25 protein-coding genes and 1 pseudogene are annotated in these 25,915 nt (G+C 71.8%); 10 read left to right on the top strand and 16 right to left on the bottom strand.

The annotated features are described in order from the left end of the window. The first annotated feature begins 131 nt into the window (after positions 1-131). A complete protein-coding gene (locus tag JGS39_RS11025; protein WP_219568656.1) occupies positions 132-449 on the top strand; it encodes a hypothetical protein in 318 nt (105 codons plus the stop codon). A gap of 27 nt (positions 450-476) precedes the next feature. Here the strand turns inward: JGS39_RS11025 and JGS39_RS11020 are convergent, their stop codons facing one another. Beyond that, a complete protein-coding gene (locus JGS39_RS11020) occupies positions 477-2,066 on the bottom strand; it encodes a hypothetical protein (RefSeq protein WP_219568655.1) in 1,590 nt (529 codons plus the stop codon). 140 nt (positions 2,067-2,206) lie between these two features. After that, the gene (locus JGS39_RS11015; protein WP_308120326.1) at positions 2,207-2,758 is read right to left on the bottom strand and encodes a hypothetical protein; all 552 of its coding nucleotides are present in this window, start codon (positions 2,756-2,758) and stop codon (positions 2,207-2,209) included. Positions 2,759-3,184: 426 nt separating this feature from the next. Between JGS39_RS11015 and JGS39_RS11010 the strand changes: the two genes are divergently transcribed. Both JGS39_RS11010 and JGS39_RS11005 read left to right on the top strand, forming a co-directional pair. Further along, positions 3,185-3,946 carry an SDR family NAD(P)-dependent oxidoreductase gene (locus JGS39_RS11010; protein ID WP_219568653.1) on the top strand — a complete coding sequence of 254 codons (762 nt, stop codon included), beginning with the start codon at positions 3,185-3,187 and terminating at the stop codon, positions 3,944-3,946. A gap of 25 nt (positions 3,947-3,971) precedes the next feature. Continuing rightward, positions 3,972-4,311 (top strand): annotated as a pseudogene (locus tag JGS39_RS11005) (MerR family transcriptional regulator); the annotation flags it as partial. A gap of 42 nt (positions 4,312-4,353) precedes the next feature. Here the strand turns inward: JGS39_RS11005 and JGS39_RS11000 are convergent. The 6 genes from JGS39_RS11000 to JGS39_RS10975 form a co-directional block, all read right to left on the bottom strand. Next, the gene (locus JGS39_RS11000; protein WP_219568652.1) at positions 4,354-4,548 is read right to left on the bottom strand and encodes a hypothetical protein; all 195 of its coding nucleotides are present in this window, start codon (positions 4,546-4,548) and stop codon (positions 4,354-4,356) included. Between the two features lie 130 nt (positions 4,549-4,678). After that, the gene (locus tag JGS39_RS10995; RefSeq protein WP_219568651.1) at positions 4,679-5,566 is read right to left on the bottom strand and encodes a phosphatidylinositol-specific phospholipase C/glycerophosphodiester phosphodiesterase family protein; all 888 of its coding nucleotides are present in this window, start codon (positions 5,564-5,566) and stop codon (positions 4,679-4,681) included. A gap of 225 nt (positions 5,567-5,791) precedes the next feature. Continuing rightward, complete coding sequence (locus JGS39_RS10990) at positions 5,792-6,910, bottom strand: acyl-CoA dehydrogenase family protein (RefSeq protein WP_219568650.1); 1,119 nt, start codon at positions 6,908-6,910, stop codon at positions 5,792-5,794. Then, positions 6,907-8,094: an acyl-CoA dehydrogenase family protein gene (locus JGS39_RS10985; protein ID WP_219568649.1), complete on the bottom strand. Its 1,188-nt coding sequence runs from the start codon at positions 8,092-8,094 to the stop codon at positions 6,907-6,909. The genes JGS39_RS10990 and JGS39_RS10985 overlap by 4 nt, the downstream gene beginning before the upstream one ends. Further along, the gene (locus JGS39_RS10980; RefSeq protein WP_219568648.1) at positions 8,091-9,059 is read right to left on the bottom strand and encodes an NADPH:quinone oxidoreductase family protein; all 969 of its coding nucleotides are present in this window, start codon (positions 9,057-9,059) and stop codon (positions 8,091-8,093) included. Before JGS39_RS10980 ends, JGS39_RS10985 begins: the two co-directional genes overlap by 4 nt. A gap of 176 nt (positions 9,060-9,235) precedes the next feature. Then, positions 9,236-11,905 (bottom strand): glycoside hydrolase family 84 protein, encoded by a 2,670-nt coding sequence (locus JGS39_RS10975; protein ID WP_219568647.1) that lies wholly within the window; start codon positions 11,903-11,905, stop codon positions 9,236-9,238. A gap of 213 nt (positions 11,906-12,118) precedes the next feature. Between JGS39_RS10975 and JGS39_RS10970 the strand changes: the two genes are divergently transcribed. Beyond that, a complete protein-coding gene (locus tag JGS39_RS10970; protein ID WP_236064050.1) occupies positions 12,119-13,048 on the top strand; it encodes an SDR family oxidoreductase in 930 nt (309 codons plus the stop codon). Between the two features lie 33 nt (positions 13,049-13,081). Here JGS39_RS10970 and JGS39_RS10965 read toward each other — a convergent pair whose 3' ends face one another. The 3 genes from JGS39_RS10965 to JGS39_RS10955 all read right to left on the bottom strand — a co-directional run bounded on the left by JGS39_RS10965 (position 13,082) and on the right by JGS39_RS10955 (position 15,480). Beyond that, on the bottom strand, positions 13,082-13,915 hold the full coding sequence (locus tag JGS39_RS10965) for an enoyl-CoA hydratase/isomerase family protein (RefSeq protein WP_219568646.1): 834 nt from the start codon (positions 13,913-13,915) through the stop codon (positions 13,082-13,084). Positions 13,916-14,007: 92 nt separating this feature from the next. Then, positions 14,008-14,739 carry a PIG-L deacetylase family protein gene (locus tag JGS39_RS10960; protein ID WP_219568645.1) on the bottom strand — a complete coding sequence of 244 codons (732 nt, stop codon included), beginning with the start codon at positions 14,737-14,739 and terminating at the stop codon, positions 14,008-14,010. A 462-nt stretch (positions 14,740-15,201) separates the two neighbouring features. After that, on the bottom strand, positions 15,202-15,480 hold the full coding sequence (locus JGS39_RS10955; RefSeq protein WP_148015298.1) for a metal-sensitive transcriptional regulator: 279 nt from the start codon (positions 15,478-15,480) through the stop codon (positions 15,202-15,204). A gap of 100 nt (positions 15,481-15,580) precedes the next feature. Between JGS39_RS10955 and JGS39_RS10950 the strand changes: the two genes are divergently transcribed. Beyond that, a complete protein-coding gene (locus JGS39_RS10950) occupies positions 15,581-16,153 on the top strand; it encodes a rhodanese-like domain-containing protein (protein WP_219568644.1) in 573 nt (190 codons plus the stop codon). Between the two features lie 64 nt (positions 16,154-16,217). Here the strand turns inward: JGS39_RS10950 and JGS39_RS10945 are convergent, their stop codons facing one another. Further along, positions 16,218-17,513 (bottom strand): alpha/beta fold hydrolase, encoded by a 1,296-nt coding sequence (locus JGS39_RS10945; protein ID WP_219568643.1) that lies wholly within the window; start codon positions 17,511-17,513, stop codon positions 16,218-16,220. Between the two features lie 104 nt (positions 17,514-17,617). On the opposite strand from JGS39_RS10945, the gene JGS39_RS10940 reads away from it, so the two are divergent. Continuing rightward, on the top strand, positions 17,618-18,781 hold the full coding sequence (locus tag JGS39_RS10940) for an ABC transporter ATP-binding protein (RefSeq protein ID WP_219568642.1): 1,164 nt from the start codon (positions 17,618-17,620) through the stop codon (positions 18,779-18,781). A 73-nt stretch (positions 18,782-18,854) separates the two neighbouring features. On the opposite strand, the gene JGS39_RS10935 is transcribed toward JGS39_RS10940, so the two are convergent. Then, positions 18,855-20,003: a serine hydrolase domain-containing protein gene (locus tag JGS39_RS10935; RefSeq protein ID WP_219568641.1), complete on the bottom strand. Its 1,149-nt coding sequence runs from the start codon at positions 20,001-20,003 to the stop codon at positions 18,855-18,857. Positions 20,004-20,265: 262 nt separating this feature from the next. Between JGS39_RS10935 and JGS39_RS10930 the strand changes: the two genes are divergently transcribed. Then, a complete protein-coding gene (locus tag JGS39_RS10930) occupies positions 20,266-21,417 on the top strand; it encodes a Gfo/Idh/MocA family protein (protein ID WP_219568640.1) in 1,152 nt (383 codons plus the stop codon). Continuing rightward, positions 21,414-22,343 carry a DUF6807 domain-containing protein gene (locus JGS39_RS10925; protein ID WP_219568639.1) on the top strand — a complete coding sequence of 310 codons (930 nt, stop codon included), beginning with the start codon at positions 21,414-21,416 and terminating at the stop codon, positions 22,341-22,343. The genes JGS39_RS10930 and JGS39_RS10925 overlap by 4 nt, the downstream gene beginning before the upstream one ends. Before the next feature lie 24 nt (positions 22,344-22,367). On the opposite strand, the gene JGS39_RS10920 is transcribed toward JGS39_RS10925, so the two are convergent. From JGS39_RS10920 to JGS39_RS10910, 3 genes are read right to left on the bottom strand one after another with little or no spacing between them, the layout of a single operon-like run. Continuing rightward, on the bottom strand, positions 22,368-23,324 hold the full coding sequence (locus tag JGS39_RS10920; RefSeq protein ID WP_219568638.1) for an ABC transporter substrate-binding protein: 957 nt from the start codon (positions 23,322-23,324) through the stop codon (positions 22,368-22,370). Beyond that, a complete protein-coding gene (locus JGS39_RS10915) occupies positions 23,321-23,998 on the bottom strand; it encodes an ABC transporter permease (protein ID WP_219568636.1) in 678 nt (225 codons plus the stop codon). The genes JGS39_RS10920 and JGS39_RS10915 overlap by 4 nt, the downstream gene beginning before the upstream one ends. Then, positions 23,995-24,672 (bottom strand): ABC transporter permease, encoded by a 678-nt coding sequence (locus JGS39_RS10910; protein ID WP_219568634.1) that lies wholly within the window; start codon positions 24,670-24,672, stop codon positions 23,995-23,997. The genes JGS39_RS10915 and JGS39_RS10910 overlap by 4 nt, the downstream gene beginning before the upstream one ends. A gap of 251 nt (positions 24,673-24,923) precedes the next feature. On the opposite strand from JGS39_RS10910, the gene JGS39_RS10905 reads away from it, so the two are divergent. After that, a complete protein-coding gene (locus JGS39_RS10905) occupies positions 24,924-25,316 on the top strand; it encodes a nuclear transport factor 2 family protein (RefSeq protein ID WP_219568632.1) in 393 nt (130 codons plus the stop codon). Positions 25,317-25,407: 91 nt separating this feature from the next. Further along, the coding region (locus tag JGS39_RS10900; RefSeq protein ID WP_219568630.1) for a formylglycine-generating enzyme family protein at positions 25,408-25,915 on the top strand (508 nt) is incomplete at its 3' end.

Here is a 25,915-nt window from a genome sequence, read left to right as displayed (position 1 = left end):
TCGAAAAATTTTGTTCGGTTCCACCCGCGGTTCACCCGCCGGACCTGTCGCCCGAGCGCTACGGGGCGTGCGATTCGGGGACTTGTCACCCGTGGGTCGCGATACGCCGGCTTTGGTGCGAGCCTGGATGTATGACCTGGGCGTCCTGGACGACACGCGGAGTTTACTCGGGGCACGGCGGTGTGCTCACCGAGGAGGTCGGGCCGCTGTCCGGCGACCTGACCGTCCACACCACTTGGGCCGAGGGCACGGCGCAGATCACTGTGCAGTACACCGACGCGGCCGACTGGTTCACGATGTCGGGGAGCCCTGTGCCCTGCCAGTCGGAGGAGGCCAGCCGTTCGCTGCACGAAGCGGTGGTGGAAGCCGTCCGGCGGGGTGCGGCGGCCACGGTACCGACCGCCCTGCCCGAACCGGACCGGGCGGCGGGGGAACCCGCCGCCGAGTAGCCGGCCCGGGCCGCGTCGGCCCCGGCGTCACTCGGTGTCGCGGACCGCCACGATGCCGTTGAAGACGCCGATGTACGCGGTACCGTCCGGACCGATGGTGACCGGCGCCCAGTTGTTGTCGTACGAGAGTCCCGTACCGGTGAGCTTCGACCAACGGCGTTGCCCGGTGCGGTAGTCGACGGCCGTGAGATACCAGGCGTCGATGCCCAGAGCGTTGGGCTGCTTCTCGTAGAAGTAGAGCAGGCCGTTGGCGGTGGACAGTTTGGGCACGGTGGAGGGTGAGCGGACGGCGCTCTCCCAGACCGTGTCGCAGCCGCTTCCGTCGGGCCGTACGTCGATGCGGGCCGCTCCGCCGACGACGCTGCGGCCGAGGAGGAGCGTGCCGACGTTCTCGTAGCCGTAGTTGTTCTCGACGACGAGGCTGTTGCCCCAGCTGATCATGGAGTTGTCGGTGGTGGAGGCTCCGGAGCCGAAGACGGGGACCTTGCAGACGAGCCGGCGGTCGTCGGGGACGCCCGGAGCGCGTCGGTAGACGAGGACGTTCATCCGGTCGTCGGCGTTGTCGGTGATGGCGACGTAGTCGTCCCCGTTGCCGAACAGGTCGGGGGTGGTGCCCGAGCCCTGGTTCACCGAGCCGGGCTTCGTGCCGGTCCCCCGGTCGTACGTCTGCCGCCACTGGACGCGCGGGGTGCCGTCGGACGCGGCCGCGAAGCTGTAGAGGGCGTGGTCGGTGACGATCGAGACGCCGTCCTCGGCGACGGAGAACGAGTTCTGGATCTCCTCGCCGGTGAGTTGCACGGAACGGATGACGGAGGTCTGCGGGTCGACCGTGCCGACCCTGCCGAGCCGGGTCACCCACCAGACGCGGCCCTGCCAGTCGGGCATGACGGAGGTGACGGGGTCGCAGGTACCGCTCGGGTAGAGGTTCGTCCAGCTGACGCAGTCGTGCGGCACCTGGCCGGTGAGGTCCCAGTCGTCGACGACGGTGAACCGCCAGCTGCCGTCGGCCGCCTGTTCGTGCGCGATGCGCTGGATGTGCTGGCGGGAGTCGGCGAGGACCACCCGGTCCTGGTCGTCGAGGTAGAAGTACGCACCGCCCGAGGTGTCCTTGAAGATCTTCGAGAAGTCGAGCCGGGTGATGGCCTCGACGGTCGAGGAGCGCTGCGGCAGCGCGTACTCGGCGAGGGTTTCGAGGGTGCGCGGGTCCAGGAGCTTGAGCAGGAATCCGGTGAACGTGCCGCACACCGTGATGAGCCGGCCCGCCGCGTCGAAGGTGGCGGTGGCGCACTCGCCGCCCAGCGGCGCGATCTGTTCGCTCCTGACCTCGGGGTCGCGGCCGAGCGGACCGGAGTAGGGGTGGGTGCCGCTGCCAGCCGCGTCGGCGTGCATGCCGCTGCGGCCGTTCGGGGCGAGGAAGGGGTGCTGGGGCGGAGCCTGCCCGGGAACGGGCGCGGCGGCGGCGGGGGCGCCCGTGTAGTCACTGACCAGCCGGTGCCCGGGGGCGCGGGGTATCCCGGCCGCGGCGGCAGGCGCACCGGAGACCATGAACACCGAGGCACAGAGGGCGAGTACCAGGGCAAGCGCTCGGGAGGGTCTGCTTGTGGGCTGCGGGGACATCGGACTCCTCGGTCGGGGGCGGGGGTCGCGCCGCCGACCGACGCTAGGGCGAGGCCCTTGAGGTGTCCATGGAAACGCTGGGTGTTTCATGGACGCTTCACGCAGACGCAATGCCACCGGACGGTGCCACGCCCCAGGACTCAGCGCCGTCCGCCGGTACGGCGGTCGAGCATCTCGCGCCTGATCGCCGCCGCCGTGGTCCTGGCCCGGTCCGAGCCGGCCCTGCGGTCGGCCTGGGCCGGCACGAAGCGGTGCAGTGGGTTCACGCAGAGCGGGCACGGGGAGTCGGTGGTGATCAGCCTGCCGTCCTCGCATCCCGGCTCGGAGCAGAGTCCCGGCCTGAGCAGCTGCTCAGCGATCTCCCAGGGCTGTCGGCGGCGTCCTTCCTCGTCCTTCTCCTGAAGCGTGTGGGACCAGCGGGCGTTCCACCGGCGCTCGACCCGGTCCAGGAGCTGGTCGGGGGTGCGCCGGCCGAGCTCCCGCCGGATCAGCGCCACGAGTTCGCCCGGATAGCGGCCGCAGAACTCCCGTATGAGCGGCGGCGGCAGCGCGTGGAGGAGATAGCCGACCGGATCGGCTCCCGGCCGCTGCCATCGCTGACACCGGCAGTCGCCGTCGGCCGCGAGCGGCGTACCGCAGCGGCCGCACAGCCCGCGGCAGTCGCCGCAGAGCCCGTGGTCGAGACCGTCCACGTGCGGGGCGGGCGCGCGGCCGCATTCCCGGCAGCAGGAGGCGCAGAGTCCGCAGAGGCGTTCGCTTCCGGCGACTGTGGTCCAGGGCCGCTGCTGACACCGGCAGCAGCGGCTGCTTCTGCAGTGCTCGTGATGAACGGCTCCCGGATCACGTCCGAACGGAGGGAATGACATGGCTGGTGCTCTCCGGGTCCCGGCTCGGTGCGGAGCCCGGCGGACGTTCCCGGTCCGGGCGGGGCAACGGTCCGACCCGGCCCGTGCCCCACCGGACCGTTTCACACCTGGATGTCCCTGGTCACCCCATGGCGGCACGATGCGAACTGCTGACCGTAATGATCATGTTCCGGTGCGTGCCCGGACCGTTTGTGCGCGCTTGCGGGCCGCGGCTTGACCTTGCCACTGGCGGCAGGGTTGAACGATCACCGTATGAACAGCAGCCCAGCAGCTCCCGCCCGTCGCATCGTCGTCGTCACCGGAGCCGGGACAGGCATCGGCCGCGCCACCGCCCACGCCTTCGCCGCCCGGGGAGCCACCGTGCTCGCCGTCGGCCGCCGCCCCGGACCTCTCGATGAGACCGCCGCCGGCAACGACCGGATCGTGCCTCTGGTGGCCGACATCACCGGCCCGGGTGAGCCCGAGCGCATCATCCGGACCGCGCGGGAGACGTACGGCCGGCTCGACGTGCTGGTCAACAACGCCGCCCTGGTCCGCGGTGGCGCACTCGGCACCCTCACCACCGCGATGATCGAGCCGCAGATCGCCACCAACCTCGTCGCACCCATGCTGCTCTCCCAGGCCGCGCTGCCCCTGCTGGAGGCCTCCGGAGGTGTCATCGTGAACGTGAGTACGTCGATCGGTCAGCGGGCCTGGCCCGGCAGTTCCGTCTATGCGGCGACCAAGACGGCTCTGGAACTGCTCACCCGCAGCTGGGCGGTAGAGCTCGCACCACGCGGCATCCGTGTCGTGGCGGTCGCGCCCGGCGCGATCGCCACGCCGATCGGGAAGCACCAGGGACTGACCCCGGAACAGCTGACAGCACTCCGGGAGTGGCAGCTGGCCCACACGCCGCTGGGCCGAGTCGGCGAGCCCGGGGAAGTAGCGCACGCGATCCTCCATCTCGCCTCACCGGACGCCTCGTTCATCACTGGCGTGATCCTCCCGGTCGACGGCGGCGCGGTGGTGGCGTGATAGGAGTGGGCGGGGAGGTGGTGGGGTGCTGATCGGCGAACTGGCCGAGGCCACCGGCACGACCGCTGCGCCACTACGAGCAGGCCGGGCTGATCAGCTCGCGGCGGGCAGCCAACCGGTACCGCGTGTACGAGGAGCGGACGGTGGTCCGGGTCCGCAACATCCGCCATCTGCTGGCTGCCGGGCTCACGTTGGACGACGTACGCCTGTTCCTGCCGTGCCTGGACGGCGACGTTGCCGCCGCCCCGCACCCGGAGCGGGGACTGCGCATCGCCCGCGAGCGGCTGGCCGTCCTCGAAGCGAGGATCGCCGCCCAGACCGAGGCGAGGGACCGGCTGGCCACGGCGCTGCGGAACCTGTCCGGTGGCCCGGCCCCTCAGGACGGAGCCACCGCTCCGGCGGCGGGGTCAGGGCCTGATGCTGCTGACGACGTCCGCGGTGGCCGTGATGCCCTCCTGGATGGTGGGGGCCATGCTCGTGCCCGCGAGGAAGAACCCGAGGAGGGCGCAGACCAGGGCGTGCGAGACCTTCAGTCCGCCGCTGCGGAGGAAGATCACCGCGAGAATCAGCAGAAGCAGCACCAGTGAGATCGAAATGGCCATGGCCAACCTCCTCCGCCGCGCCGGAATTGCGGCATTCGGCGTCAGTTTGGCGTAGCGGAGGAGCCATCCGGCGCACTGGCGTGTCCGCCAAACGGGTACGCCTGCGGCGGGCCGGTCCCGGTTGGCCGGCCTACCGGGCGTGCCGGTCGTGGGCGCGGAGGAAGCGGGCGAGTCCCGCGAGGTCGTCGGTGTTCAGGTGGTCCACGCCGGCGGCCAGCAACTCCGCCCAGACCGCCTCGCGTTCGGGTCCGGGGACATCGGGTGTGGCCCAGAAACGCACGCGCTGCCCCGCACCGTGCGCGGCGGTGGTGATCGCGCGCAGGGCGTCCCGTTCGGCGGGCGGGACGGGGCCGGCGCCGAGCCAGCCGAATGTCCCTGTCCAGCTGCTGCTGACGAGCGGGATGAACGAGGCCGTGGCCGCGGTACCGAGGTCGTCGAGGCGGCCGTCGTAGAAGGCGTACCGGGTGCGCTGGGCCTCCATCGGGGCGCGGGCGGCCCGGTCGCCCGAGATCACGGCGGTGACGGCTCCGGGACGTACCCGGCCGTGCTGGAAGGAGGTCAGCATCTGCCGGTGACGGCGGAGCTGACGGTCGAGTTCCGCGTAGGCGGCCGCCCCGTCCGTCTTGATGTCGATCAGCAGTTGCACCGGCGTACGGTCGCCGCGGAACACGGTCCCGTGGTTGGCCCGGACCCTGGCGAGGAGCGGATCGAGATAGAGCGCGGAGAGGGTGCGGGCGGGGTCGAGGCCTGTGGCCTCGTGGGCGACGAGCAGCTCGCCGTCCACGAGGAAGATGTCGGCCTCGACACTGGTGAATCCCTGGGCCAGCGCGTCGTGGAGCGGGCGGGGGTGCAGATAGTCGTTGTGCGCGTGCGCCCGGAGCAGCGGCCGGGGGCGCGGGACGCCGGTCCGGGCGCGCGGGGCTTCACTCGCGGTGGCCGTCTGATGGGGTACGAGGGTGGCCGCGGCCGCGGTGGCCAGGGCGGTGGTGACGACGCGGCGGCGGGTGGGGAACGCCATGGAATCTCCCGGTTGCGAGGCGTGCCGGATGGGCGGACGCGACCGAGTATGGAAGCGCCGCGCCGCAACAGGGGTGCGGACGGGCAGAGTTGGCTCGATCGCCGCCCGCCCGTCGGCCGCTGTTCCGCCCGCCGTGACCGGATCCGTACGAAACGGGCCCGCCGCTGTCCGGACCGGAGTGGGGGTACGTGTTCGCACACCCCCACTCCGGTCCGGACGATGCCGCTACGGCGCCGGCAGCTCCATCAGGGCGGCGACGGTCTCACGGTGACGGCCCGCCGTTCCGAAGGCGTTCGCGTCGGCCTTGGCGCGCTTCAGGTACAGGTGCGCCGGGTGCTCCCAGGTCATCCCGATGCCGCCGTGCAGCTGGACACATTCCTCCGCCGCGTGGACGGCGACCTTGGAGCAGTAGGCCTGCGCCACGGCCACCGCCAACGGCGCGTCGGGGCTGCTCGTCGCCAGCGCGTCGGCGGCGTTCCGTGCCGCGGCCCGGGCCGAGACAACCTCCAGCCAGAGCTGCGCCATGCGGTGTTTCAGCGATTGGAAGGATCCGACCGGGCGGTTGAACTGGTGGCGCTCCCGGGTGTGCCGGACCGTCTCCGTCAGGCACCATTCGGCGAGCCCGAGCTGTTCGGAGGCGAGCAGCCCCGCCCCGGCCAGCAGCCCCCGGTCCACCGCCGGCCGCGTCGCGCCCGCGTCCGCGAGGCGGGTGCCGGCGGCTCCGGTGAGGGTGACGGTGGCGAGCGGGCGGGTGAGGTCGAGCGGGACGAGCGGCTGGACGGCGACACCGGGTGCGTCCGCGGCGACGGCGTAGAGGCCATCGGTGGTGGGGACCAGGAGCACGTCGGCGGCGGCCGCGTCGGCGACCGGCCCGAGTGTTCCCTCGAGGCTTCCGGTCACCACCGGCGTGTCGGACGCCGCTGCGGAGAAGGGCACGGCAAGCACCGCGACCTTGCGGCCCGCCGCCAGTTCGGCAAGCAGCCCGCCCACCGGCCCGTCCTGCGCACCGAGCGCCAGCAGCGTCTCGGTGGCGACGACGGAGCTGGTCAGGTAAGGCGCGGGGGCGACGCTGCGGCCGAGTTCCTCGACGACGACGGCGGCCTCGCGATGGGTCGCGCCCTGTCCACCGAGCTTCTCGGGCACCAGCAGGCCGGCGGCTCCGATATCGGCCGCCAGGGCCTTCCAGAGCTGGGCGTCGTACGGCGTGTCGGACTCGGTGCCGGCGATCACCGTCGGCGCGTCGGCGCGGTCCGCGAGCAGGGAACGGACCGCGGCCCGCAGGTCCTCCTCGGCCTCCGAGTACAGGAGGTCGGGCGCCTGGGTCGGTTCGGTCTGTGCGGTCATCGGGACAGGTCCTTCCAGGCGACGTCCTTGTCGTTGCGCGGCTCGGCAGGCAGACCGAGTACGCGTTCGGCGACGATGTTGAGCAGTACCTCGCTCGTACCGCCCTCGATGGAGTTGCCCTTGGAGCGGAGGTAGCGGTATCCGGCGTCACGTCCGGTGAAGTCGACGTGGTCGGGGCGCCGCATGGTCCAGTCGCTGTACAGCAGCCCGTCGTCGCCGAGCAGTTCGACTTCGAGGCCGCTGATCTCCTGGTTGAGGCGGGCGAAGGCGAGCTTCATTCCCGAGCCCTCGGGCCCCGGCTGTCCGGCGACGAGCTGCTGGCGCAGGCGTTCGCCGGCGAGACGGGCGACCTCGGCCTCGACCCATAGGGTCAGCAGGCGCTGGTGCAGGTCGTGGGTTCGCAGTTCGGGACGTTCGCGCCAGGTCCGCGCGATGGGGCCGATCATGCCGCCTTCGCGCGGGATGCGGGATCCGCCGATGGAGACGCGCTCGTTCATCAGGGTCGTCTGCGCGACCTTCCAGCCCTCACCGACCGCTCCGAGGCGGCGGCTGTCGGGGATGCGCACGCCGGTGAGGAACACCTCGTTGAACTCGGCCTCGCCGGTGATCTGGCGCAGTGGCCGCACCTCGACACCGGGGTCGGTCATGTCGCAGATGAAGTAGCTGATGCCGCGGTGCTTGGGCACGTCCGGGTCGGTACGGGCGATGAGGATCGCCCAGCGTGCCACATGGGCGCTCGACGTCCAGACCTTCTGTCCGTCGACCACCCAGTCCTCCCCGTCGCGCACCGCGCGCGTACCGAGGGCGGCCAGGTCGGAGCCGGCGCCCGGCTCGCTGAAGAGCTGGCACCACACCTCCTCGCCGACCCACAGCGGGCGCAGGAAACGCTGCTTCTGCTCGTCCGTGCCGAAGCCGAGGATGGTCGGGGCGGCCATGCCGAGGCCGATGCCGATGCGGCGCGGGTCGTTGTCCGGGGCGTTGGCGGCCGCGAGTTCGGCGTCGACTACGGGCTGGAGGGAGCGCGGCGCGTCGAGGCCGCCGAGTCCGGCCGGATAGTGCACCCAGGCGAGTCCGGCGTCGAAGCGCGCCTTGAGAAAGTCGGTGGGGTCCGTGGTGGCCGGGGGGTGCGCGGCGAGCAGTTCCCGGGTGAGGCGCCGCAGTTCCGCGGCATCGGGGGCGGTCATCGGGCGGCTCCTGACGGGAGGACGACGATGCGGCCGGTGCTGGTGCCGTCGGCGACGCGCTGGACGGCGGCCGCTGCCCCGTCCATCGGGACCCGCTCGCTGATGAGCGGCTTGATGACACCCTGCTCGGCGAGCCGGGTGAGCTCCGCGTGGCAGTCGCGGACCGCCTGCGGGTCCTTGGTGTTGTACAGGCCCCAGTGGAGACCGACGACGGAGTAGTTCTTCACCAGGGCGTGATTGAGCCCGGGGGTGGGGATGACGCCGCTGGCGAAGCCGACGACGACGACCCGGCCCTCGAAGGCGATGCACTTCACGGACTTGGCGTACGCGTCGCCGCCGACCGGGTCGTAGACCACGTCGGCACCACGGCCCCCGGTGAACTCCTTGACCGCGGCGACGATGTCCTCGGTGCGCCGGTCGATGACCAGGTCACAGCCGAGTTCGGCGGCGATCTTGGCCTTTTCGGGGCCTCCGACCACACCGATGACGGTGGCACCGGCGGCCTTGCCGAGCTGGACTGCCGCGCTGCCGACGCCGCCTGCCGCGGCATGGACGAGGAGGGTCTCGCCCGCCTGGAGACGGGCCCGGCGGTGCAGTCCGAACCAGCCGGTCTGGTAGCCGATGTGGAGGGCGGCCGCCTCGGCGTCGTCGAGCCCCTCCGGAGCCGGCCGCAGCGTCGCCTCGTCCGCGACGACGTACTGGGCGAACCCGCCGTCCGGCAGGGCGGGGGTGGCGAGCACCCGGCGCCCGTCCTCGGTCCGGCCGCAGATCTCCACCCCGGGCGTGAACGGCAGCGGGGGCCGCACCTGGTACTGGCCGCGGCAGAGCAGCGCGTCGGGGAAGTTGATGTTCGCCGCGAGCACCTCGATGAGCACCTGCCCGTCGCCGGGCGTCGGCCGGTCCGTTTCTTCGAGCCGCATCACCTCGCTCGGCTCGCCGTTCCGGTGCACTCGCCATGCCTGCATGAGGGGCCTCCACAACACTGTCGGCATTACCACTGCTCCGGCGCATACTAAGCGGTCGCTTGCCTCTGTGGGAACAACCTGCGGTGACCGATTCGGCCGGACGCCGACATGGCTGTGCGCCCGGCCCCGCCCCTGGAGGTGCGGCGGCGCCGGGCGCACGGGCAACCGTGCTGCCGCTACTTCCCGACCACGACCTCCGCGATCACGGGCGCCGCGGAGCCCGTGTGCCAGGCGAGGCGCACCGCGTCGGCGGTCCGGCCCGCCGCGTCGACGCTCGTGTACGGGCCGTCGAGCGTGCCGATGGTCTGCCAGCTCCCGTCCGCGTTCCGCAGCTGAATGTCGGCGGCGGCTCGCGAACCGGCCGGCTGGAGGACGGTGACCGAGCCGACCGCACGTGCGGCGACGAGACCCACCTCCAGTGTTTCGCCCGCCTCCGGTGCGCGCGCCGCCCGGTACAGGCTGGCCGGGTCGCCGTCGGCCGCCGAGCGGAGCGCCGATCCGTCGGCAGCCGGCGGGTTGCCCGTGATCTCCCCGTCCGTGGTCGCCACGTGGAACTCACGGACGACGACCCAGCTGTTCTGTCCGGCGGTCGCGCGGGCCCGGACATAGCGGGCCTCGGTGCCGGCGGGCACGGTCGCGGTGACGTCCGGCTTGTCCGAGAACCCGGTGAGCGTGGTCCAGTTCTGCCCGTCCACCGAGTACTCCAGCACGCCCGCGTGGAGGTAGTCCTCGGTGCTGCCGGGCTTGCCCATGGCCAGGGTGACGTCGCCGATGTCCCGGGCCTCCCCGAGGTCGACGGTGAGCTGGTCGCCCGCCGCGGGCGCCCCGTCGCTCCAGAAGTAGGTGGAGTCGTCGCCGTCGAGCATCCGGGCGAGGGTGTTGCTCTGGTACGTGCCGAGGCTCGTCGACGCCGTGGGCCGGCCGCTCACCCCGAGGATCCGGTCGTGCTCGGCGGTGGCCGCTTCGATGAACCCGTCCAGCTTGCCGTCACCTACGAGGACCGGCACCTTGCCTCCGCCGAGCCCGGTGTACGTGAACGACTTCGCGCGCTCGACCTGCGCGGGCAACTGCTGACGGAGCGCCCAGGCCCGGTCACCGTCTCCGGCGCGGGCTGCCTCGACCATGCCGAGGGCGGTGCGGGCCGCGGTGGCCCAGGCCTCGGTGGAGTCCAGCCAGGGGCCCGAGTCCTCGATGAAGCCGCGGTCCGGAAGGTCCGCGCGCAGCCGCGCCGGGGCGGCGCCGAGGCCGGCGAGCACCGAGGTGAGCCGCTTCGCGTCACCGAAGTCCCAGTAGCGGGCGAACTCGGCGGACAGCTCCGGCGCCTTGCCGGTGTTGAGCGCCGAGCTGTAGTTGACGTCGGCGAAGGCGCGCAGCGCCTGTTCGGTGCGGGTGTCGCCGCCCGCGTACTCCTTGAGCCCCCTGCCCCACGAGGTACGAGGGTCGTACGCCGCGTCGTTCCAGGCGTAGTCCGCGACGGTGTACAGCGAGAGCTTCGAGGCGTACGGCTGGATCATCGGGTTGGCGGTGATCCCGGCGAGCCGGCCCGGCAGCCCCTTCTCGCGGCCGTTGAAGGGGCCGAGCAGCAGCCGGTTCGTCGCGTAGTCGTTCACCGGGTAGTTGTCCCAGGTCAGGATCGGGTGGCCGAACACCTTGCGGGCCGCGTCGGCCTGAGCCACCGTCATGGTCGGTGCCACCACCCCGACACCGGTCCACTCGACGAGCACGTCCGGGTCGAGCTGTTCGGACAGAGCCGTCTTGTACGGGGACGGAGTGACGTTGTAGTACTCGGTGGGAACCATCTGGAGCGGCTCGGCACCGGGGTGGGTGGCGATGAACTCCTGGTTGACCTTGTTCAGGAGGTACGCCTGCGCGGCGCCCGCCGCACCGCCTCCGGTCCCCCATTTCGCCTTGTCGGCGTCGCAGTTCCAGTCGGTGTAGCTGATGTCGTCGAGCGGCACCGCGAAAGTGCGCACTCCGATGTCCCAGATCGTCTGGAACTTGTCGACGAGTGCCTTCGCGTCCGCGTCGGAGCTGTAGCAGACCGACAGGCCCGGCGAGAGCGCGTAGGTGAACTCGACGTGCCGCTGGACCGCCCGGTCGGTGAGGTCCCTGATCTGCGCCAGCTGGTCGGCGGGGTAGGCATCGCGCCACTTCTCCCGCAGGTACGCGTCGTCCTTGGGCGAGTACACGTAGATGTTCATCTTGTGCTCGCCGTAGTAGTCGAGCTGGTCCAGGCGGGCCTCGTGGGACCACGGGGTGCCGTAGAAGCCCTCGATGACGCCGCGCAGCGCGGTGCCGGGCCAGTCGCGTACCGCGATTCCGGCGACACGGGCTCCCGGGTGCGCTCGCTGCGGCAGGATCTGGCGCAGGGTCTGCGCGGCGTAGTAGGTCCCGGTGGTGTCCTTGCCGGCCAGCACGATGCGGCCCGCCCCGATGCCGAGGACGTACCCGTCGGCGGGCAGCTCGGACGGCCCCTCGAGCTCGAGGGCGGCCAGTGCGCCGGCGTCACCGATGTGGACGTTGAGCCCGTTACGCGCCGGCCGCGTGGCGCGCACGACCCGCTGCGCACCGGCCTTGCGCAGGGCCGCCGTCACCACACCGAGCGTCGACCGGTCGGCCGCCTCCCCGGTGACCAGGGTGACGGTGGGACTGATCGTGATCCGGTCGGACCGGTTCCTGACGGACTGCGGGGTGGGAGTGATGGCCGGGGCGTCCTGGGCCTTGGCCGGAGCGCCGTCCGGTCTGTTGCCGGCCGCCTGGGCAACGGGTCCGGTGGTCAGCAGACCACCGGCGAACAGGGCCGCCGCCGCGGCCATTGCGGTGAGACGGGGTGGGCGAGGCGTCACAGATCCTCCATCGGTCACTCAAGTCACCAGAGTCGCGCAACACAACATCACCGAATTCAACATCCTGTCGCTTGCATGTCAATGGTCTGGACAACATCAGCGCTTGGACCTGGACTTTCGTCCCGGATACCTGGATTTTCGTCGCGCAGAGGCCCGGTGCCATGGGCCTCTCAGGCCTGGTCTTGTGCCGACGGAAGCGGTACTCATGCGTCCATGACGGAGAGCATGCACACTCCCGGAACCACCGCTCCTCCCCCGCTCGGCGCGAGCGCCCTGCCGGCCGGCACGTACGACGGGAGCGTGGTGCTCGTGACCGGTGGCGGCTCCGGCCTCGGCAAAGCCGTCGCGGCCGAGTTCGCAAGGCTCGGAGCGCATCTGGTGCTCGTCGGCCGGAACGCCGGGCGGCTGGCAGCCGCGCGGGAGGAGCTGGCACCCCTGACCGGGGGCCGGGTCCTGGTCGTCCCGTGTGACATCCGCGACCCGGAGAGGATCACGGAGGTGTTCGACACCGCCGAGGCCGAACTGGGTCCGCCCGACGTCCTCGTCAACAACGCTGCGGCCAACTTCCCCTCACCGGCCGAGGATCTGTCGCCGAATGCCTGGCGGGCGGTGCTCGACATCACGCTGACCGGGACCTGGTTCATGACCCGCGAGTTCGGGCGCCGCCACCTCGCCGACGCGACCGGCGGCTCGATCGTGTGCGTCGGCGCCTCGTACGCCTGGACAGGAGGCCCCGGTTACGCACATTCCGCGGCGGCGAAGGCCGGGGTGAAGAATCTGGTCGAGACCCTTGCCGTGGAGTGGGGGCCGTACGGGATCCGCGTCAACGGACTGGTGCCGGGCCTGATGCCGCACGAGGACATGACCGGCGACATCCGCTCCCACCTGGACCGGGACGGCGACGCGGAGGGCGGCGGGAGCGGGGACCTCGACGCACGGCAGCCCGCGCTGCGGGTGGGCCTGCCCCGCGAACTGGGCTGGGCGGCCACGTTCCTGGCCTCGCCGTACGCCGCGTTCGTCTCCGGCCATTCGCTGGTGGTCGACGGGGCGAACTGGCAGCGGCGTTCGCTCGTCGCGCCGCCCGTGGTGCCGGTACGCGAACAGCTGGGTCGCGGCCCCTTCACGCTGCCCGGCGCCGAATGAGCGGAGCCGCGGGAGGATCCACGGCGCGGCGGATCAGGTTCCCTCGAAGTGCGGCGGGCGGCGGGCCGCCTTCGCGGCATAGCCCTCGGCCGCGTCCTGCGAGGTGAGGGTGAGCGCCGCCGCCAGGGCCGTACGGTCCAGCGCCTCGCCGAGGCCTGCGTCGGCGTACGCGTCGACGGAGCGCTTGATGTGCCGAACGGCCAGGGGCGCGTTCGCCGCGACCTCCTCGGCGACCGACCGGGCTGTGCGCTCCAGTTCGGCGAGAGGCGTAACGGCCTGGAGCAGCCCGATCCGCTCCGCGGCCGCCGCGTCGATCCGGCGGCCGGTGAGCGCGAGGTACTTCGCCCAGCCCGCACCCGCCTCGCGGGCGATGCGCATGTCGCCACCGGCGTCCACCGCGACCCCGATCCCGGCCTCCGGAAGCGCGAACACGGCGTTGTCTGCGGCGATCCGGATGTCCGCCATGAGCGCGAGCTCGAAGCCGAATCCGAGACAGTAGCCCTGCACGGCGGCGATCACCGGCTGCGGAAGCCCGGCGAAGGCGGCAAAGCGCTCGTGCACCCAGCGGATGCCCTCGTAGTAGCGCTGAGTGCGCTCGGCGGAGGTACGGCCGGTGATGTCGCCGCCGGGCGCGGTGACATCGATCCCGGCGCAGAAGGCCCGGCCCTCGCCCCGCAGCAGGACCGCACGGACCGAGTCGTCGAAGCGGAGCCGGTCGGCCATGATGCCGAGCTGCCTGCTGGACTCCCAGCTCCAGCCGTTGAGCTGCTCCGGCCGGCACAGCGTCAGCAGACCGACGCCGTTCTCGATCCGAAGTGTCATCCGCTCCTGGCCGTGCGGGATGTCGTGGTCCAGGATGTCGAGCACGGCCGCTCCCCGTTGGACTGACGCATCGTCAGATACCTCTGCGCGGACCAGCGTACGGCGACCCGCCGCCGGCGGCCAGGGTGCGGCCGCGCTCAGCGCGCGAAGAGCTCGAACGTGACCGCCGGCCGGCCCCCGAAGCGCTCGGCGGACGCCTGCGCGTTACCGGTGAGGAAGGTGCGGCAGTACGCCTCGGGGTCCTCGTCAGTCAGGGCTTCGATGTACGTACGGTGCGCCAGGAGCGACCGCACGGACCGTTCGAGGCCCGCGGTCGCGTCGACGGCGTGGGTGGGCGTGGACGATCCGGCGACGGCCACCCAGCGCACGCCGTCCCACGGCGCGAGGCCCTGCTCGGCGAGCTCCGGGAAGATCCAGCGATTGCCGGCGTCGGCCGCCGCGTCGAGTACGGCCCGGCCGACCGCGCGGTGGTCGGGCGTGTTCCAGGCGACACCGCCCCAGGTGTCGCGGTGGTTCAGCGTGATCACCAGCTCCGGCCGGTGGCGGCGGACGGCTGCCGCGATGTCCCGGCGCAGAGCGATGCCGTACTCGATCACTCCGTCACGGTGATCGAGGAACTCCACGCGGGAGACCCCGACGGCCGCCGCACTCGCGCGCTGTTCCTGCTCGCGCAGCGGCGCGCACTTCTCCGGTTCGAGCGTGTCGATTCCGGCCTCGCCACGGGTGGCCAGGAGGTAGGTGATGTCACGTCCGCCATCGGTCCAGCCCGCGACGGCGGCCGCGCAGCCGTACTCCAGGTCGTCCGGGTGCGCGACGACGGCAAGGGCGCGCCGCCAGTCCGTGGGCATGGGCTCGAGCTGCTCCGTCATGTCGGCAGGCTAACCGGCCCGGCCGCACGGGGCCCTCTGTCCCGCACCGCGCCACGCGGCTCGCCACGCCGAGTGCACTGGGCTGGGCTGGGGCTGGGGCTGGGGCTGGGGCTGGGGGCGCATCGCCCGTTCACGGCGACGGCGGTACTCGGGGCCCGGGACGGGAAGCGGCTGGCCGGCAAGGTCCCCCGCGGAGTCCCCGCAACGGATCTTCGGCGCGGCACTGCCGGCGGTCGCCGCGTTCATGCTCGTCGGCTCCGTCGCCCGAAACGGTGGCGGTCGGATCGCTTGAAACGGTGCCGGTCCGTCGTACGAAGCGTTGCCGGGGTCCGCCGCACGCAACGGTGCCGGTCCGTCGTACGAAGCGTGGCCGGGGTCCGCCGCACGCAACGGCGCCGATCCGTCGTACAAAGCGGTGCCGGCGTCCGCCGCACGCAACGGTGCCGGGCGCCCCGCTCCGCCTCAGGCCAGCGACAGGAAAAGCTTCTCCAGCCGGGCGCGCATCTGGTCCCGGTCCGCGGGTTCGCTGCCGCCGTCGGCCATGCAGTGCTGGAGTCCCGTCGCGATGATCGCGAAGCCCGCGCGGTCCAGGGCACGTGAAACGGCGGCCATCTGGGTGATGACGTCCTCGCAGTCGCGCCCTTCCTCGATCATCCTGATGATTCCGGTGAGCTGACCCTGTGCGCGGCGCAGGCGATTGAGTACCGACTTGAGTTCATCGGCCGCCATGTCGAGTTCCACACATCCTCCTTTTAATACCCCAAGGGGTATTCTAGCCCGTCCGGGGCAGGAGAGACGGAGTCTCTGCCTCACACCCGGTGAACGAAAGGAAACACTGCTCGTGACCAGCCCCGTATCCCTCTCCCCCACCCAGGCCGCCGCCCGTCTCGCGGAGTTCACCGTGATCGACGTGCGCGCTCCCGGCGAGTACGCCTCGGGGCACGTCCCCGGCGCCCTCAACATCCCGCTCGACCGTCTCTCCGAGGCGGTGCCCGCCCTCAAGTCGGCCTCTGCCCGCGGCGCCCTGCTCGTGGTGTGCGCCTCCGGCGTCCGCTCCACGCGGGCCTGCGACATCCTCTCGGCGGCCGACATCGACGCGGCGACCCTGTCCGGCGGCACCTCCGCCTGGGAGGGCGAGGGCCACGGCCTCGACCGCCCGGAGGGCGGCCGGACCACCTGGCCGATGGAACGCCAGGTGCGGCTCGCCGCCGGCTCGCTCGTGGTGGCCGGTCTGCTCGCGGGCGTACGCCGTCCGGCCGCGCGCTGGCTGTCCGCCGGTGTCGGAGCCGGCCTCGTCTTCTCAGCCGTGACGAACACCTGCGGCATGGCGGCCGTGCTGTCGAAGCTCCCGCACAACCGCGCGCCGCGCTCGGCCTCGAACCTGAACGCGACGCTGGACGCGCTCCAGGGCTGAGTCACCGACGGGTACGGGCCGGTCGCACGTCCGCTGCGACCGGCCCATACCCGTGACGGAGGACTCAGACCTCGTCGCGGACCAGGGCCAGGAGGCGGTCGAGCACGCGCGGTCCGCCCGCGCGCAGTCCGTCGTGCTCGAACTCGTCGGTCACCCAGGTGCGCAGCCCGCGGATCGCGGCGGCGGTGCTCAGCGCGTGCGCGGTGTCCACGTACATGTCGTCGTGGTAGACGGCGGCGGCCACCGGCACCTCGTTGGCGGCCAGGCGCTCGGTGTCGTACAGCGGCTCCCAGTCGCCGCGGGTGGCGAGAAGCTCCGCGGTCTCGCGCAGCGGGCGCAGCGCCGGGTCGACGTCGAAGTGCCAGGGGTGGATGCTCTCGCCCGTGAACAGGACCGGGCCGTCGCCCTTGAGGGCGGCCTCCGCGTCGAACTGCGGGAACTCCGCCCGGACCCGCTCGGCCGCCCAGCCGGTGGGGCGCTCGTCCTGGCCGTAGATGGCCTCGTGCAGGACCGCGTACAGAGGGTGACCCGCGAACGAGTTCGCGGTGCGCATGGCCTCCTGGAACGTGTCGGAGAGTTCGGTGCCGTGCGCGGTGGTGACGAAGGCGTTCTCCATCAGGTAGTGCAGCTGGTGGCTGCCGTTGCTCCCGCCGAGCATGATGCCCAGGGACTGGAATCCCTCGGGCGTCAGCCGGTGCCCGGCGCTCTCCGGCCGGTGCTCCGCGAGGTGAGCGGTGATCTCGCGGGCGCGCTCGACGTCCTGCGGGTAGCGGCGGTAGTGCGCGGCGACCTTGCGCTCGATCCTCGGGTACGCGGCCCGGTAGACGTCGTCCGCGTGGGCGTCGAGGGAGGGCAGACCGCCGGTGATCAGGACGGCGCTGAGGCCCTCCGGGGCGGACGACAGATAACGGACCGCGCAGAAGCCGCCGAAGGACTGGCCGAGGACGGTCCAGGGTGCGCCGCCCGTCAGCTGCGGGCGGATCAGCTCGCAGTCGCGCACGATGCTGTCGGACCGGAAGTGGGCGAGGTAGTCGGCCTGCTCACGCGGACCGCCGCGCAGCGGCAGGGTCTGCCGGTTGGCGGGGGTGGACAGTCCGGTGCCGCGCTGGTCCAGGAGCAGTACCCGGAACTCCTCGACCGCCCGGCCCAGCCACGCCTCCGCGCCGGTGAAACGCCGCGCGCCGAAGCCGGGGCCGCCCTCCAGATACACCAGCCACGGCAGTTCCTCACCGGCCCTGGAGCCCGCCACCACCTCGCGGCCGAAGACCTCGATCTGCTCACCGCCCGGGTCGGTGTGATCGAGCGGAACCGTGAAGTGACGGTCGGTGAGGACGAGGCCGGGCAGGCGATAGCTGTTCAAGGGGGCTCCTGTATCGATGGTTCACGGACAGTTCAGCACATAGCCGTTCCCCGGACGGCCCCGGCCCGTGTGCAGCGGCCCAGTGCGGCTCCTACCGTTCAGTCATGATCCGGTTCGAGCAGGTCGGCAAGGTCTATCCGGACGGGACGACCGCGGTCGACGAACTGTCCTTCGAGGTCGCCGAGGGGGAACTGGTCACCCTGGTCGGGCCCTCGGGCTGCGGAAAGACCACCACGATGATGATGGTGAACCGGCTGATCGAACCGACCTCGGGCCGGATCCTGGTCGACGGCGAGGACATCGCGAAGGTCGACCCGGTGAAACTGCGCCGCCGGATCGGCTACGTCATCCAGCAGGTGGGGCTCTTCCCGCACCGGACCGTCCTCGACAACACCGCGACGGTCCCGGCCCTGGTCGGCTGGAAGCGGTCCCGGGCGCGGGCACGGGCTGCCGAGCTCCTCGATCTGGTGGGCCTGGACCCGGGTACGTACGGCTCGCGGTATCCCGCCCAGCTCTCCGGCGGCCAGCGCCAGCGGGTCGGGGTGGCGCGCGCCCTGGCGGCGGATCCGCCGGTACTGCTGATGGACGAACCGTTCGGCGCGGTGGACCCGGTGGTGCGGGAACGGCTGCAGAACGAGTTCCTGAGCCTGCAGGCCACGGTCCGCAAGACGGTCCTGATGGTCACTCATGACATCGAGGAGGCGGTTCGGATGGGCGACCGGATCGCGGTCTACGGGGAAGGGCGCATCGAGCAGTTCGACAGCCCGGGTGCGGTGCTCGGCTCACCGGCTACCCCGTACGTGGCGCGGTTCGTCGGCGCGGACCGCGGGTTGAAGCGGCTGTCCGTCACCACGATCGAACCGGAGGACCTGGAGGAGCCGCCGGTCGCCCGGCTGGACGAGCGGGCCTCGGTGGCGGCGGCCCGGCTCGGCGCCGCCGCCGCACGATGGGCGGTGGTACTGAACGGCGACGGTGAGCTGCACGGCTGGGTGTCGGCGGACTCGCTGCGGATCGCCGGCGAGCACGGGACGGTGGCTGAACTGGCCCGCCGGATGGATGCCTGGGTGCCGGTGGGAGCCCCGCTCAAGCAGGCGTTCAGCGAGATGCTCCAGCACGACGCGGGGTGGGTGGCGGTCCTGGACGGGGCGCGCTTCCTGGGTGTGCTGACTCCGGCGAAGCTCCATGAGGCCCTGCGCCGTTCGGTGGACGCGGACGCGCAGGGCGTGGCACGCGACGAGGTGCGGTTCGACTCGGTGGCGGACGCCTGACGTGCAGCAACGGGCGCAGGGGGGGGGTCGCCCGGTCACGGACGGCTGACGGGCGCGTCCGGGCGCGGAGGTTTCACTCGCCGGCCACGTGGCGCCAGAAGTCCTGCATCGTGCGTGGCGGTTTGGGGCCTGCCATCTCCACCTGGGTGAGCATGATCGCGACCGTGCCGGTGGCCGGGACGATGTGGGCCGCGGTGCCGGTGCCACCGACCCAGCCGTAGCGGCCCGGTACGTTCCAGGGGTCGGTCCTCTCGACGTCCACCGAGCCGCCGAACCCCCAGCCCTGCCCTTCGGTGAACGGTCCGCTCGCCTTGCGCTGTGCGGGTGTCAGATGGTCGGTCGTCATCTGCCGCACGGATTCGGGCGTCAGCAGGGCGCGGTCGCCCACGGTCCCGCCGGCGAGCAGCATCCGGCCGAAGGCGCACCAGTCGGCGGCGGTCGAGACCAGGCCGCCGGCCGCGGACGGGAATTCCGGCGTGCTGCTCCACTGTCCGTCGGGAGCATCGACAAGTTCGAGGTCACCCGCCTCGCCGGCGCGGTAATAGCTGGTGAACCGGTGGAGCTTCTGCGCGGGTACGTGGAAGCCGGTGTCGGTCATGCCGAGCGGTTCGCACAGGCGCTCGGCCAGGAACTCCGGCAGCGGCTGCCCGGAGGCCCGGGCGACCAGGACGCCCAGGATGTCGGAGCAGGCGTTGTACAGCCATGCCTCCCCCGGCTGGTACAGCAGCGGGATGCGCGACAGCGTGGCCATCCAGGCGTCCGGGGCGGCGACGGCCTGTGGCTGCGGTGGACCCTGCTTCAGCTCGCTGAACAGGGGCGCGACGGCGGGAAGCGAGAAGTCGGACGGGAATCCGTATCCGGCGCGGAAGGTCAGCAGATCGAACACCGTGATGGGCCGTGCGGCCGGGACCACGTCGTCGACCGGACTCCCGGGGGTACGCACGACCATGGGTGATGCCAGTTCGGGCAGCCAGCGCGCGACCGGGTCCTCCAGCCCGATCCGGCCGTCCTCGATCAGCATCATGGCCGCCGCCGCGGTGATCGGTTTGGTGAGGGAGGCGATCCGGAAGATCGAGTCCGGCGCCATCGGGATGCCGCTACCGGTGTCCGCGCCGCCGACCGCCTGCAGGTCCACCCGGTCACCCCGGGCCACCAGCCCCACCGCGCCCGGCACCGATCCGTCGCGTACGTGCGTCTCCAGTACTTCGCGCAGGGTGCTCATCGCTCCGCCTTCTCGCGTCGAGGGTCAACAGAATGACTCCCGCGACGGTGCGAACTCATCGGGCCGCGCCGGGCGGTCCGCCGCTCTCGTTCCGGCGATCCGGGCAACGGGCCGTTGTTCGGCCGGCAGGACAGCAGCAGCGGCAGGACGGCAGCCGCCGCAGCGGCGCGAAGGCAGGTCTCTTGACCTGAACCCCGCGGAAAGCCTAGGTTTCCGCAGGGAGAAAGCGCTTACTACCGGGTGGGCGCCCCTTACCGTGGAGGTGTTTGTCACGCCCAGCCAGGCTTCCCCCAGCCGGCCGATCCGGGTCGCGATCGTCGGTACCGGCGCGATCGCGCGCGTGAGCCATCTGCCTGCCCTGCGTGCGCTGGCCGCCGAACAGCCCCTGGAGATCGTCGCGGCGGTCGACGTCGACGCCGCGTCCGCCGAGGCGTTCTGCGCCGAGGCGGGCACCGGCCGGCCGTACACGGACCTCGACCGGATGCTCGCCGAGGAGCGGCCCGATCTCGTCACGCTCGGCACCCCGCCCCGATTCCACCGCGACCAGACCATCGCCGCGCTGCGGGCCGGGGCCTGGGTGTGGTGCGAGAAGCCACCCTGTCCCTCGCTGGAGGACTTCGACGCCATCGAGGCGGCGGAGGCCCCCGACAAGGGCGGCCCGTTCGCCGCGATCGTGTTCCAGCACCGGTTCGGATCCGGCTCGGACCACGTCCGGACGCTGCTGGCCGAGCAGGCGATGGGGCGGCCCCTGGTCGCTCACTGCCAGACCACCTGGTACCGGGACGAGGCGTACTACTCCGCTCCCTGGCGTGGCCGTTGGAGCACGGAGGGCGGGGGCCCCGCGATGGGCCACGGCATCCACCAGATGGATCTGCTGCTGGATCTGCTGGGTCCCTGGTCGGAGATCCGGGCGATGGCGGGACGGCTGGTGCACGACGTCGAGACGGAGGACGTCTCCACGGCGCTGGTCCGCTTCGAGAACGGCACCATGGCCACGATCGTCAACAGTGTCCTCAGCCCGGACGAGGTGAGCCGGATCCGGATCGACTGCGAGCGGGCCACGGTCGAGCTCACCCATCTGTACGGCCACCGCAACGCCGACTGGCGGATCACTCCGGCCCCCGGAGTCACCGCCGGACAGGTCGCCGTCTGGCGGGACTTCGGGGCCGACGTACCCAGCTCCCACGAGGCCCAGCTGCGCGGCCTGCTCCACGATCTGCGGGCCGGCCGCCGGCCGCGCAGCAGCGGCGCCGACGGCCGCACCAGCCTGGAACTGGTCGCCGCCCTCTACAAGGCGGCCTTCACCGGAGGCACCGTCCGGGCCGGCGAGATCGGCCCCGGTGACCCGTACTACAGCGCCCTGCACGGCAACGCACCCGGCTGGGCGCCCGAGCCGGCGGAGCCGTCCGCGTGACCGGCCGGACCACGCTGGTGCACCGGCACGGCGACCACATCGCCGTCGCGACGGCGGACAGCGGGGTGGAGCTCCTGCGGTACGTGTACCGGCCCGAGGCTGCCTGGGAGGCGCCGAAGCCGTACATCCACCCGCTGCGCACCCTTCTGGGCCGGGTGGTGACCGATTACCGGCCCAACGACCACCGCTGGCACAAAGGGCTGCAGCTGACCGCCTCGCATCTGTCGGGGCAGAACCTGTGGGGCGGCAACACCTATGTGCGGGGCGAGGGCTACCAGCCGCTGCCCGAACGGGTGGGTTCCATGGCGCACCGCGGGTTCGACGAGGTGTCCGCGCGGGAGGACGGGGCCACGGTCGCCGAGCGGCTCGGCTGGCATCCGCACAGCGGGGAGCTGTGGGCCGACGAGGTGCGCCGGGTCGAGGTGCACGACATCGATCCGGCGTCGGGCAGTTGGGTGCTGACGTGGTCGTCGGCCGTCACCAACCGGCGGGACGAACCTCTGCGGTTCGGCAGTCCGGCCACACACGGACGTCGGGGCGCGGGCTACACGGGGCTGTTCTGGCGGGGCCCGCGCGCGTTCCGTGACGGCCGGATCCTCACCCCGGACGGCGAGGGCCCCGAGGTGATGGGACGGCAGGCACCCTGGCTGGCGTACAGCGGCGAGCACGACGGGGCGGACGGCCACGCGACGCTCGTCTTCGCCCACGCGCCGGAGAACGACCACACGGGTGCGGGCGGTGAGCACCCGGCGCACTGGTTCGTCCGCAACGACCCCTTCGCCGCGGTCGCCCCGTCCTTCGCCTTCCACGACGAACTCGTCCTGGCGCCCGGCGCCACCCTGACCCGGCGCTACCGGGTGGTCGTCGCGGACGGGGTGTGGGACCGCGATCGGATCGAGGCCAGGCTCGCGGGTCTGGCCTGGTGAACCCGCGCGCCGTCGGCGGCCCGGTCAGTCGCCGGGGATGAGGCCGTGCGACCGGAGGTAGGTGCGGGCGACGTCCTCGGGAAGCCGGCGCCAGCTGTCCACCTGTTCGTTCAGCCGCGCCAGGTCCTTGGTCGTCAGTACGGTGTTGAGCTTGCCCAGTGCCGTACGGACGCCTTCGCTGCCCGCCCGGGACCGGTTGACGACGGGTACCAGGTAGTCGGCGTTCTGCAGGTGCTTGTCGTCGGCGAGCAGGACGAGGCCGAAGTCGTCCAGGGTGGCGTCCGTGGTGGTGGTCAGCACCATCTGGTCCCGGCCGCTCTGGACGGCCTGCTTGGCCTGGGTCGTGCCGACGCCCTTGGGGTCGACCCCGGTGATGTCGATGCCGTACGTCTTCTTCAGGCCGGGGGCGCAGTAGGGGCGCTGGACACATTCGTCGCCCGCGGCCAGGCGGACCGGGAGTCCTGACCTCCCGAGGTCGCTGAGCGACTTCAGGTGGTGCTCCGCCGCGTAGGCGGAGGTGACGGCGAAGGCGTTCTGGTCGACGGCACGGCCGGGGTCCAGAACGGTGAGGCCGCGGGGTGCGGCCAGGGCGCGCAGCGCCTTCATCGTGGTGGCGAGGTCGGGCGAGCCGACCGGGGTGGCGTCGGCGCCGTTCTTCTTGGCGTTCAGCCAGTCGGCGAAGGTGGCGGCGTACTCGGGGACCACGTCGATCTGACCGTTCTCCAGGGCCGGTTCGTAGATCTCCCGGTTGGTCACGGAGATGATCTCCGTGGAGTATCCGGCCCGGTCGAGCAGCAGCGCGTACATCTGGGCGAGCAGATCGCTCTCGGTGAATCCCGCCGAGCCGATGGTGAGGTGTTTGCTGTCGCCGGGCGGGGCGGTGACCTCCTCCTGGTTCTCCAGCGTGGGCCCGGTGGTGCAGGCGGAGACCGGTGCCAGCATGAGGAGCAGGGTCACGGCGGCCGTGTGCCGGGCCCTCATCCGGTGTTCCCGCCACGGACCCGGCCGGGGGCGAGCCGCTGCGCCAGCTCGAAGAGACCTTCCACGATCAGGGCGAACGCGGCGACCAGTACGGCTCCGGCGACCACCTGTGCGGTGGAGGCGAGGTTGAAGCCCGCGGTGATGATGCGGCCCAGTCCCCCGCCGCCGGCCAGCGCGGCGATGGTGGCGGTGGCGACGAGCTGGACCGCCGCGATCCGTACGCCGGTCATGATGAGCGGCAGCGCGAGCGGCACCTCGACCTGGAAGAGCATCTGCCGGCCCGTCATGCCCATGCCCCGGGCGGCCCGTACGACGTCCTGGTCGACCTCCCGCATGCCGACGTAGGCGTTGGTGAGCAGCGGCGGTACGGCGAACAGGACGAGCGCGACCACGGTCGGCCCCTCGCCGAACCGCCCGATCGGGGTGAGCAGGAGCAGCACGAGGACGGCGAAGGTGGGGACGGCACGGCCGATGTTGGAGATGTTGACGGCCAGGGCGCCCCCCTTGCCGAGGTGGCCGAGGACCAGGGCGACGGGCAGTGCGATGAGGCAGCTGATCAGCAGACAGACGACGGTGAGGACGAGGTGCTGGGCCAGCCGGGTCCAGATGCCGTCCTGGCCGTACCAGTGCGCCGAGGTGGTGAGCCAGCTCCAGGCCTCGGAGAGGATGTTCACGACTGCCTCCGCGTCCAGGGGGTGAGCAGGCGCTGCGCGAGCAGGAGCAGCAGGTCGGCGGCGACGGCGATGACGACGCACAGGACGGAGGCGGTGAGCACCTGGGCCTTGAAGTAGGTGTTCATCCCCGAGTAGATGAGGTTGCCGAGTCCGCCGTAGCCGACGATCGCGCCGATGGTGACCAGGCTGACGGCTGAGACGGTGGCGATGCGCAGGCCCGCCATCGCGGCGGGCAGGGCGAGCGGGAGCTCCACGGCGACGAGCAGCCGTACGGGGCCGTACCCCATGCCTCGTGCCGCTTGCCGGGTCTCCTCGGGTACGGCGCGCAGCCCGGCCAGGATGTTGCGTACCAGCAGGGTCAGCGAGTACAGGACCAGGCCCGCCACGACGAGCGAGGCGGAGAGTCCATACACGGGGAGCAGCAGCGAGAACATGGCGAGCGACGGGACGGTGTAGAGGATCGTCGTCACCCCGAGCACCGGGCCCGCCGCCCAGCGCCAGCGGCGGGCGGCGAGGGCGAGCGGCACCGCGATGACGAGTCCGATGAGCACGGAGACCGCGGTCAGCTGGAGATGTTGCAGCACGGCGCCCCAGAGGATGTCCCGACGGCTGCTCAGATAGGCGCCGCAGATCCACTCGTTGCGCGCGAGGCAGTCGTCCGGAGGCGCGGTCACCCGTCCATTGCAGCCCGGAGCGGTGGCCGGGCGCCCGTCCGGCTCACCCGTCCGGGGGGATGTGCCCCCGCACGGGTGACTCGGACCGGGGTCGGTCAGGGGTCCGGCAACGGAGCGGTCCGGCATCGGGGGCCGGCCCTCACCGGTGGCTCGGCCATGCCGTTCGCCGGAGCCGGAGACCTCTGGACACAAGGACATCGATGCGATTATTCTCATCCACACCTATTCAATTAATTGACTATGGAGCCGGGATGCATCCTTTCCGTAAGGCCGTCGAAGCGCACGATCTCGGTGCGGTCGAGGCACTGCTGGCCGAGGACGTCGTCTTCACCAGCCCGGTGGCGTTCAAGCCCTACGCCGGCAAGGCGCTCACCGCCGCGATCCTGCGCGCGGTCGACCAGGTCTTCACCGACTTCCACTACGTCCGGGAGATGGCGAGCGAGGACGGGCGCGACCACGCGCTCGTGTTCGAGGCGAAGGTGGGCGACCGGAAGATCAACGGCTGCGACTTCCTGCACATGAACGAGGCGGGCGAGATCGACGACCTGATGGTCATGGTCCGGCCCCTTTCGGCCGCGCAGGCGCTGGCCGCGGCCATGGGCGCCAGGTTCGAGCAGATCGGCCGTGAAGCCTCCGCAGGCTGAGCCCCGATCCGTCAAGCACCTGAGAAGCAAAGGTGGTTGACTCGGTTCACATGGAATCCGCAGGGCGTGCGGTTGATAGGATCACCGCCCTATGGACACCAGCACCGAGTTCGCCATGGTCGACGTGCCACCGGGACGGGTGACCCTGTCGGACCGTCGTACGCAGCGCAGCTGGGCGGTCGATCTCGCGCCGTACCGGCTCGCGGCGTTCCCGGTCACCCAGGCCCAGTACGCGCAGGTCACCGGAGAGCGGCCGAGTACGGCTCAGGGCGAACTGCTGCCCGTCGAGGGCGTTTCCTGGCTGGACGCCGTCCGCTTCTGCAACGCCCTGTCCCTGCGCGAGGGGCTGGCGCCCGCCTACCGCCTCCACGACGATGCCGCGGGCGTCGAGTGGGACCGGTCCACCGACGGCTACCGGCTGCCGGCCGAGGCCGAGTGGGAGCACGCGTGCCGGGCCGGTACGACGGAGGCTCGGTACGGACGGCTCGACGACATCGCCTGGCATCGCGGCAATGCGCGGGACCGGCCGCACGAGGTGGGCGGCCGGCAGCCGAACGCATGGGGCCTGTACGACACGTTGGGCAACGTGTGGGAGTGGT

The organism is Streptomyces poriferorum, assembly GCF_019399235.1.
Lineage (GTDB): Bacteria > Actinomycetota > Actinomycetes > Streptomycetales > Streptomycetaceae > Streptomyces > Streptomyces poriferorum.
This window is presented reverse-complemented; position numbering and strand designations above follow the sequence as displayed.

Coding starts and splice junctions, on each gene's coding strand:
- JGS39_RS11025 (WP_219568656.1), top strand. CDS start 132: ATGACCTGGGCGTCCTGGACGACACGCGGAGTTTACTCGGGGCACGGC.
- JGS39_RS11020 (WP_219568655.1), bottom strand. CDS start 2,066: ATGTCCCCGCAGCCCACAAGCAGACCCTCCCGAGCGCTTGCCCTGGTA.
- JGS39_RS11010 (WP_219568653.1), top strand. CDS start 3,185: ATGAACAGCAGCCCAGCAGCTCCCGCCCGTCGCATCGTCGTCGTCACC.
- JGS39_RS11000 (WP_219568652.1), bottom strand. CDS start 4,548: ATGGCCATTTCGATCTCACTGGTGCTGCTTCTGCTGATTCTCGCGGTG.
- JGS39_RS10995 (WP_219568651.1), bottom strand. CDS start 5,566: ATGGCGTTCCCCACCCGCCGCCGCGTCGTCACCACCGCCCTGGCCACC.
- JGS39_RS10990 (WP_219568650.1), bottom strand. CDS start 6,910: ATGACCGCACAGACCGAACCGACCCAGGCGCCCGACCTCCTGTACTCG.
- JGS39_RS10985 (WP_219568649.1), bottom strand. CDS start 8,094: ATGACCGCCCCCGATGCCGCGGAACTGCGGCGCCTCACCCGGGAACTG.
- JGS39_RS10980 (WP_219568648.1), bottom strand. CDS start 9,059: ATGCAGGCATGGCGAGTGCACCGGAACGGCGAGCCGAGCGAGGTGATG.
- JGS39_RS10970 (WP_236064050.1), top strand. CDS start 12,119: ATGACGGAGAGCATGCACACTCCCGGAACCACCGCTCCTCCCCCGCTC.
- JGS39_RS10960 (WP_219568645.1), bottom strand. CDS start 14,739: ATGACGGAGCAGCTCGAGCCCATGCCCACGGACTGGCGGCGCGCCCTT.
- JGS39_RS10940 (WP_219568642.1), top strand. CDS start 17,618: ATGATCCGGTTCGAGCAGGTCGGCAAGGTCTATCCGGACGGGACGACC.
- JGS39_RS10935 (WP_219568641.1), bottom strand. CDS start 20,003: ATGAGCACCCTGCGCGAAGTACTGGAGACGCACGTACGCGACGGATCG.
- JGS39_RS10920 (WP_219568638.1), bottom strand. CDS start 23,324: ATGAGGGCCCGGCACACGGCCGCCGTGACCCTGCTCCTCATGCTGGCA.
- JGS39_RS10905 (WP_219568632.1), top strand. CDS start 24,924: ATGCATCCTTTCCGTAAGGCCGTCGAAGCGCACGATCTCGGTGCGGTC.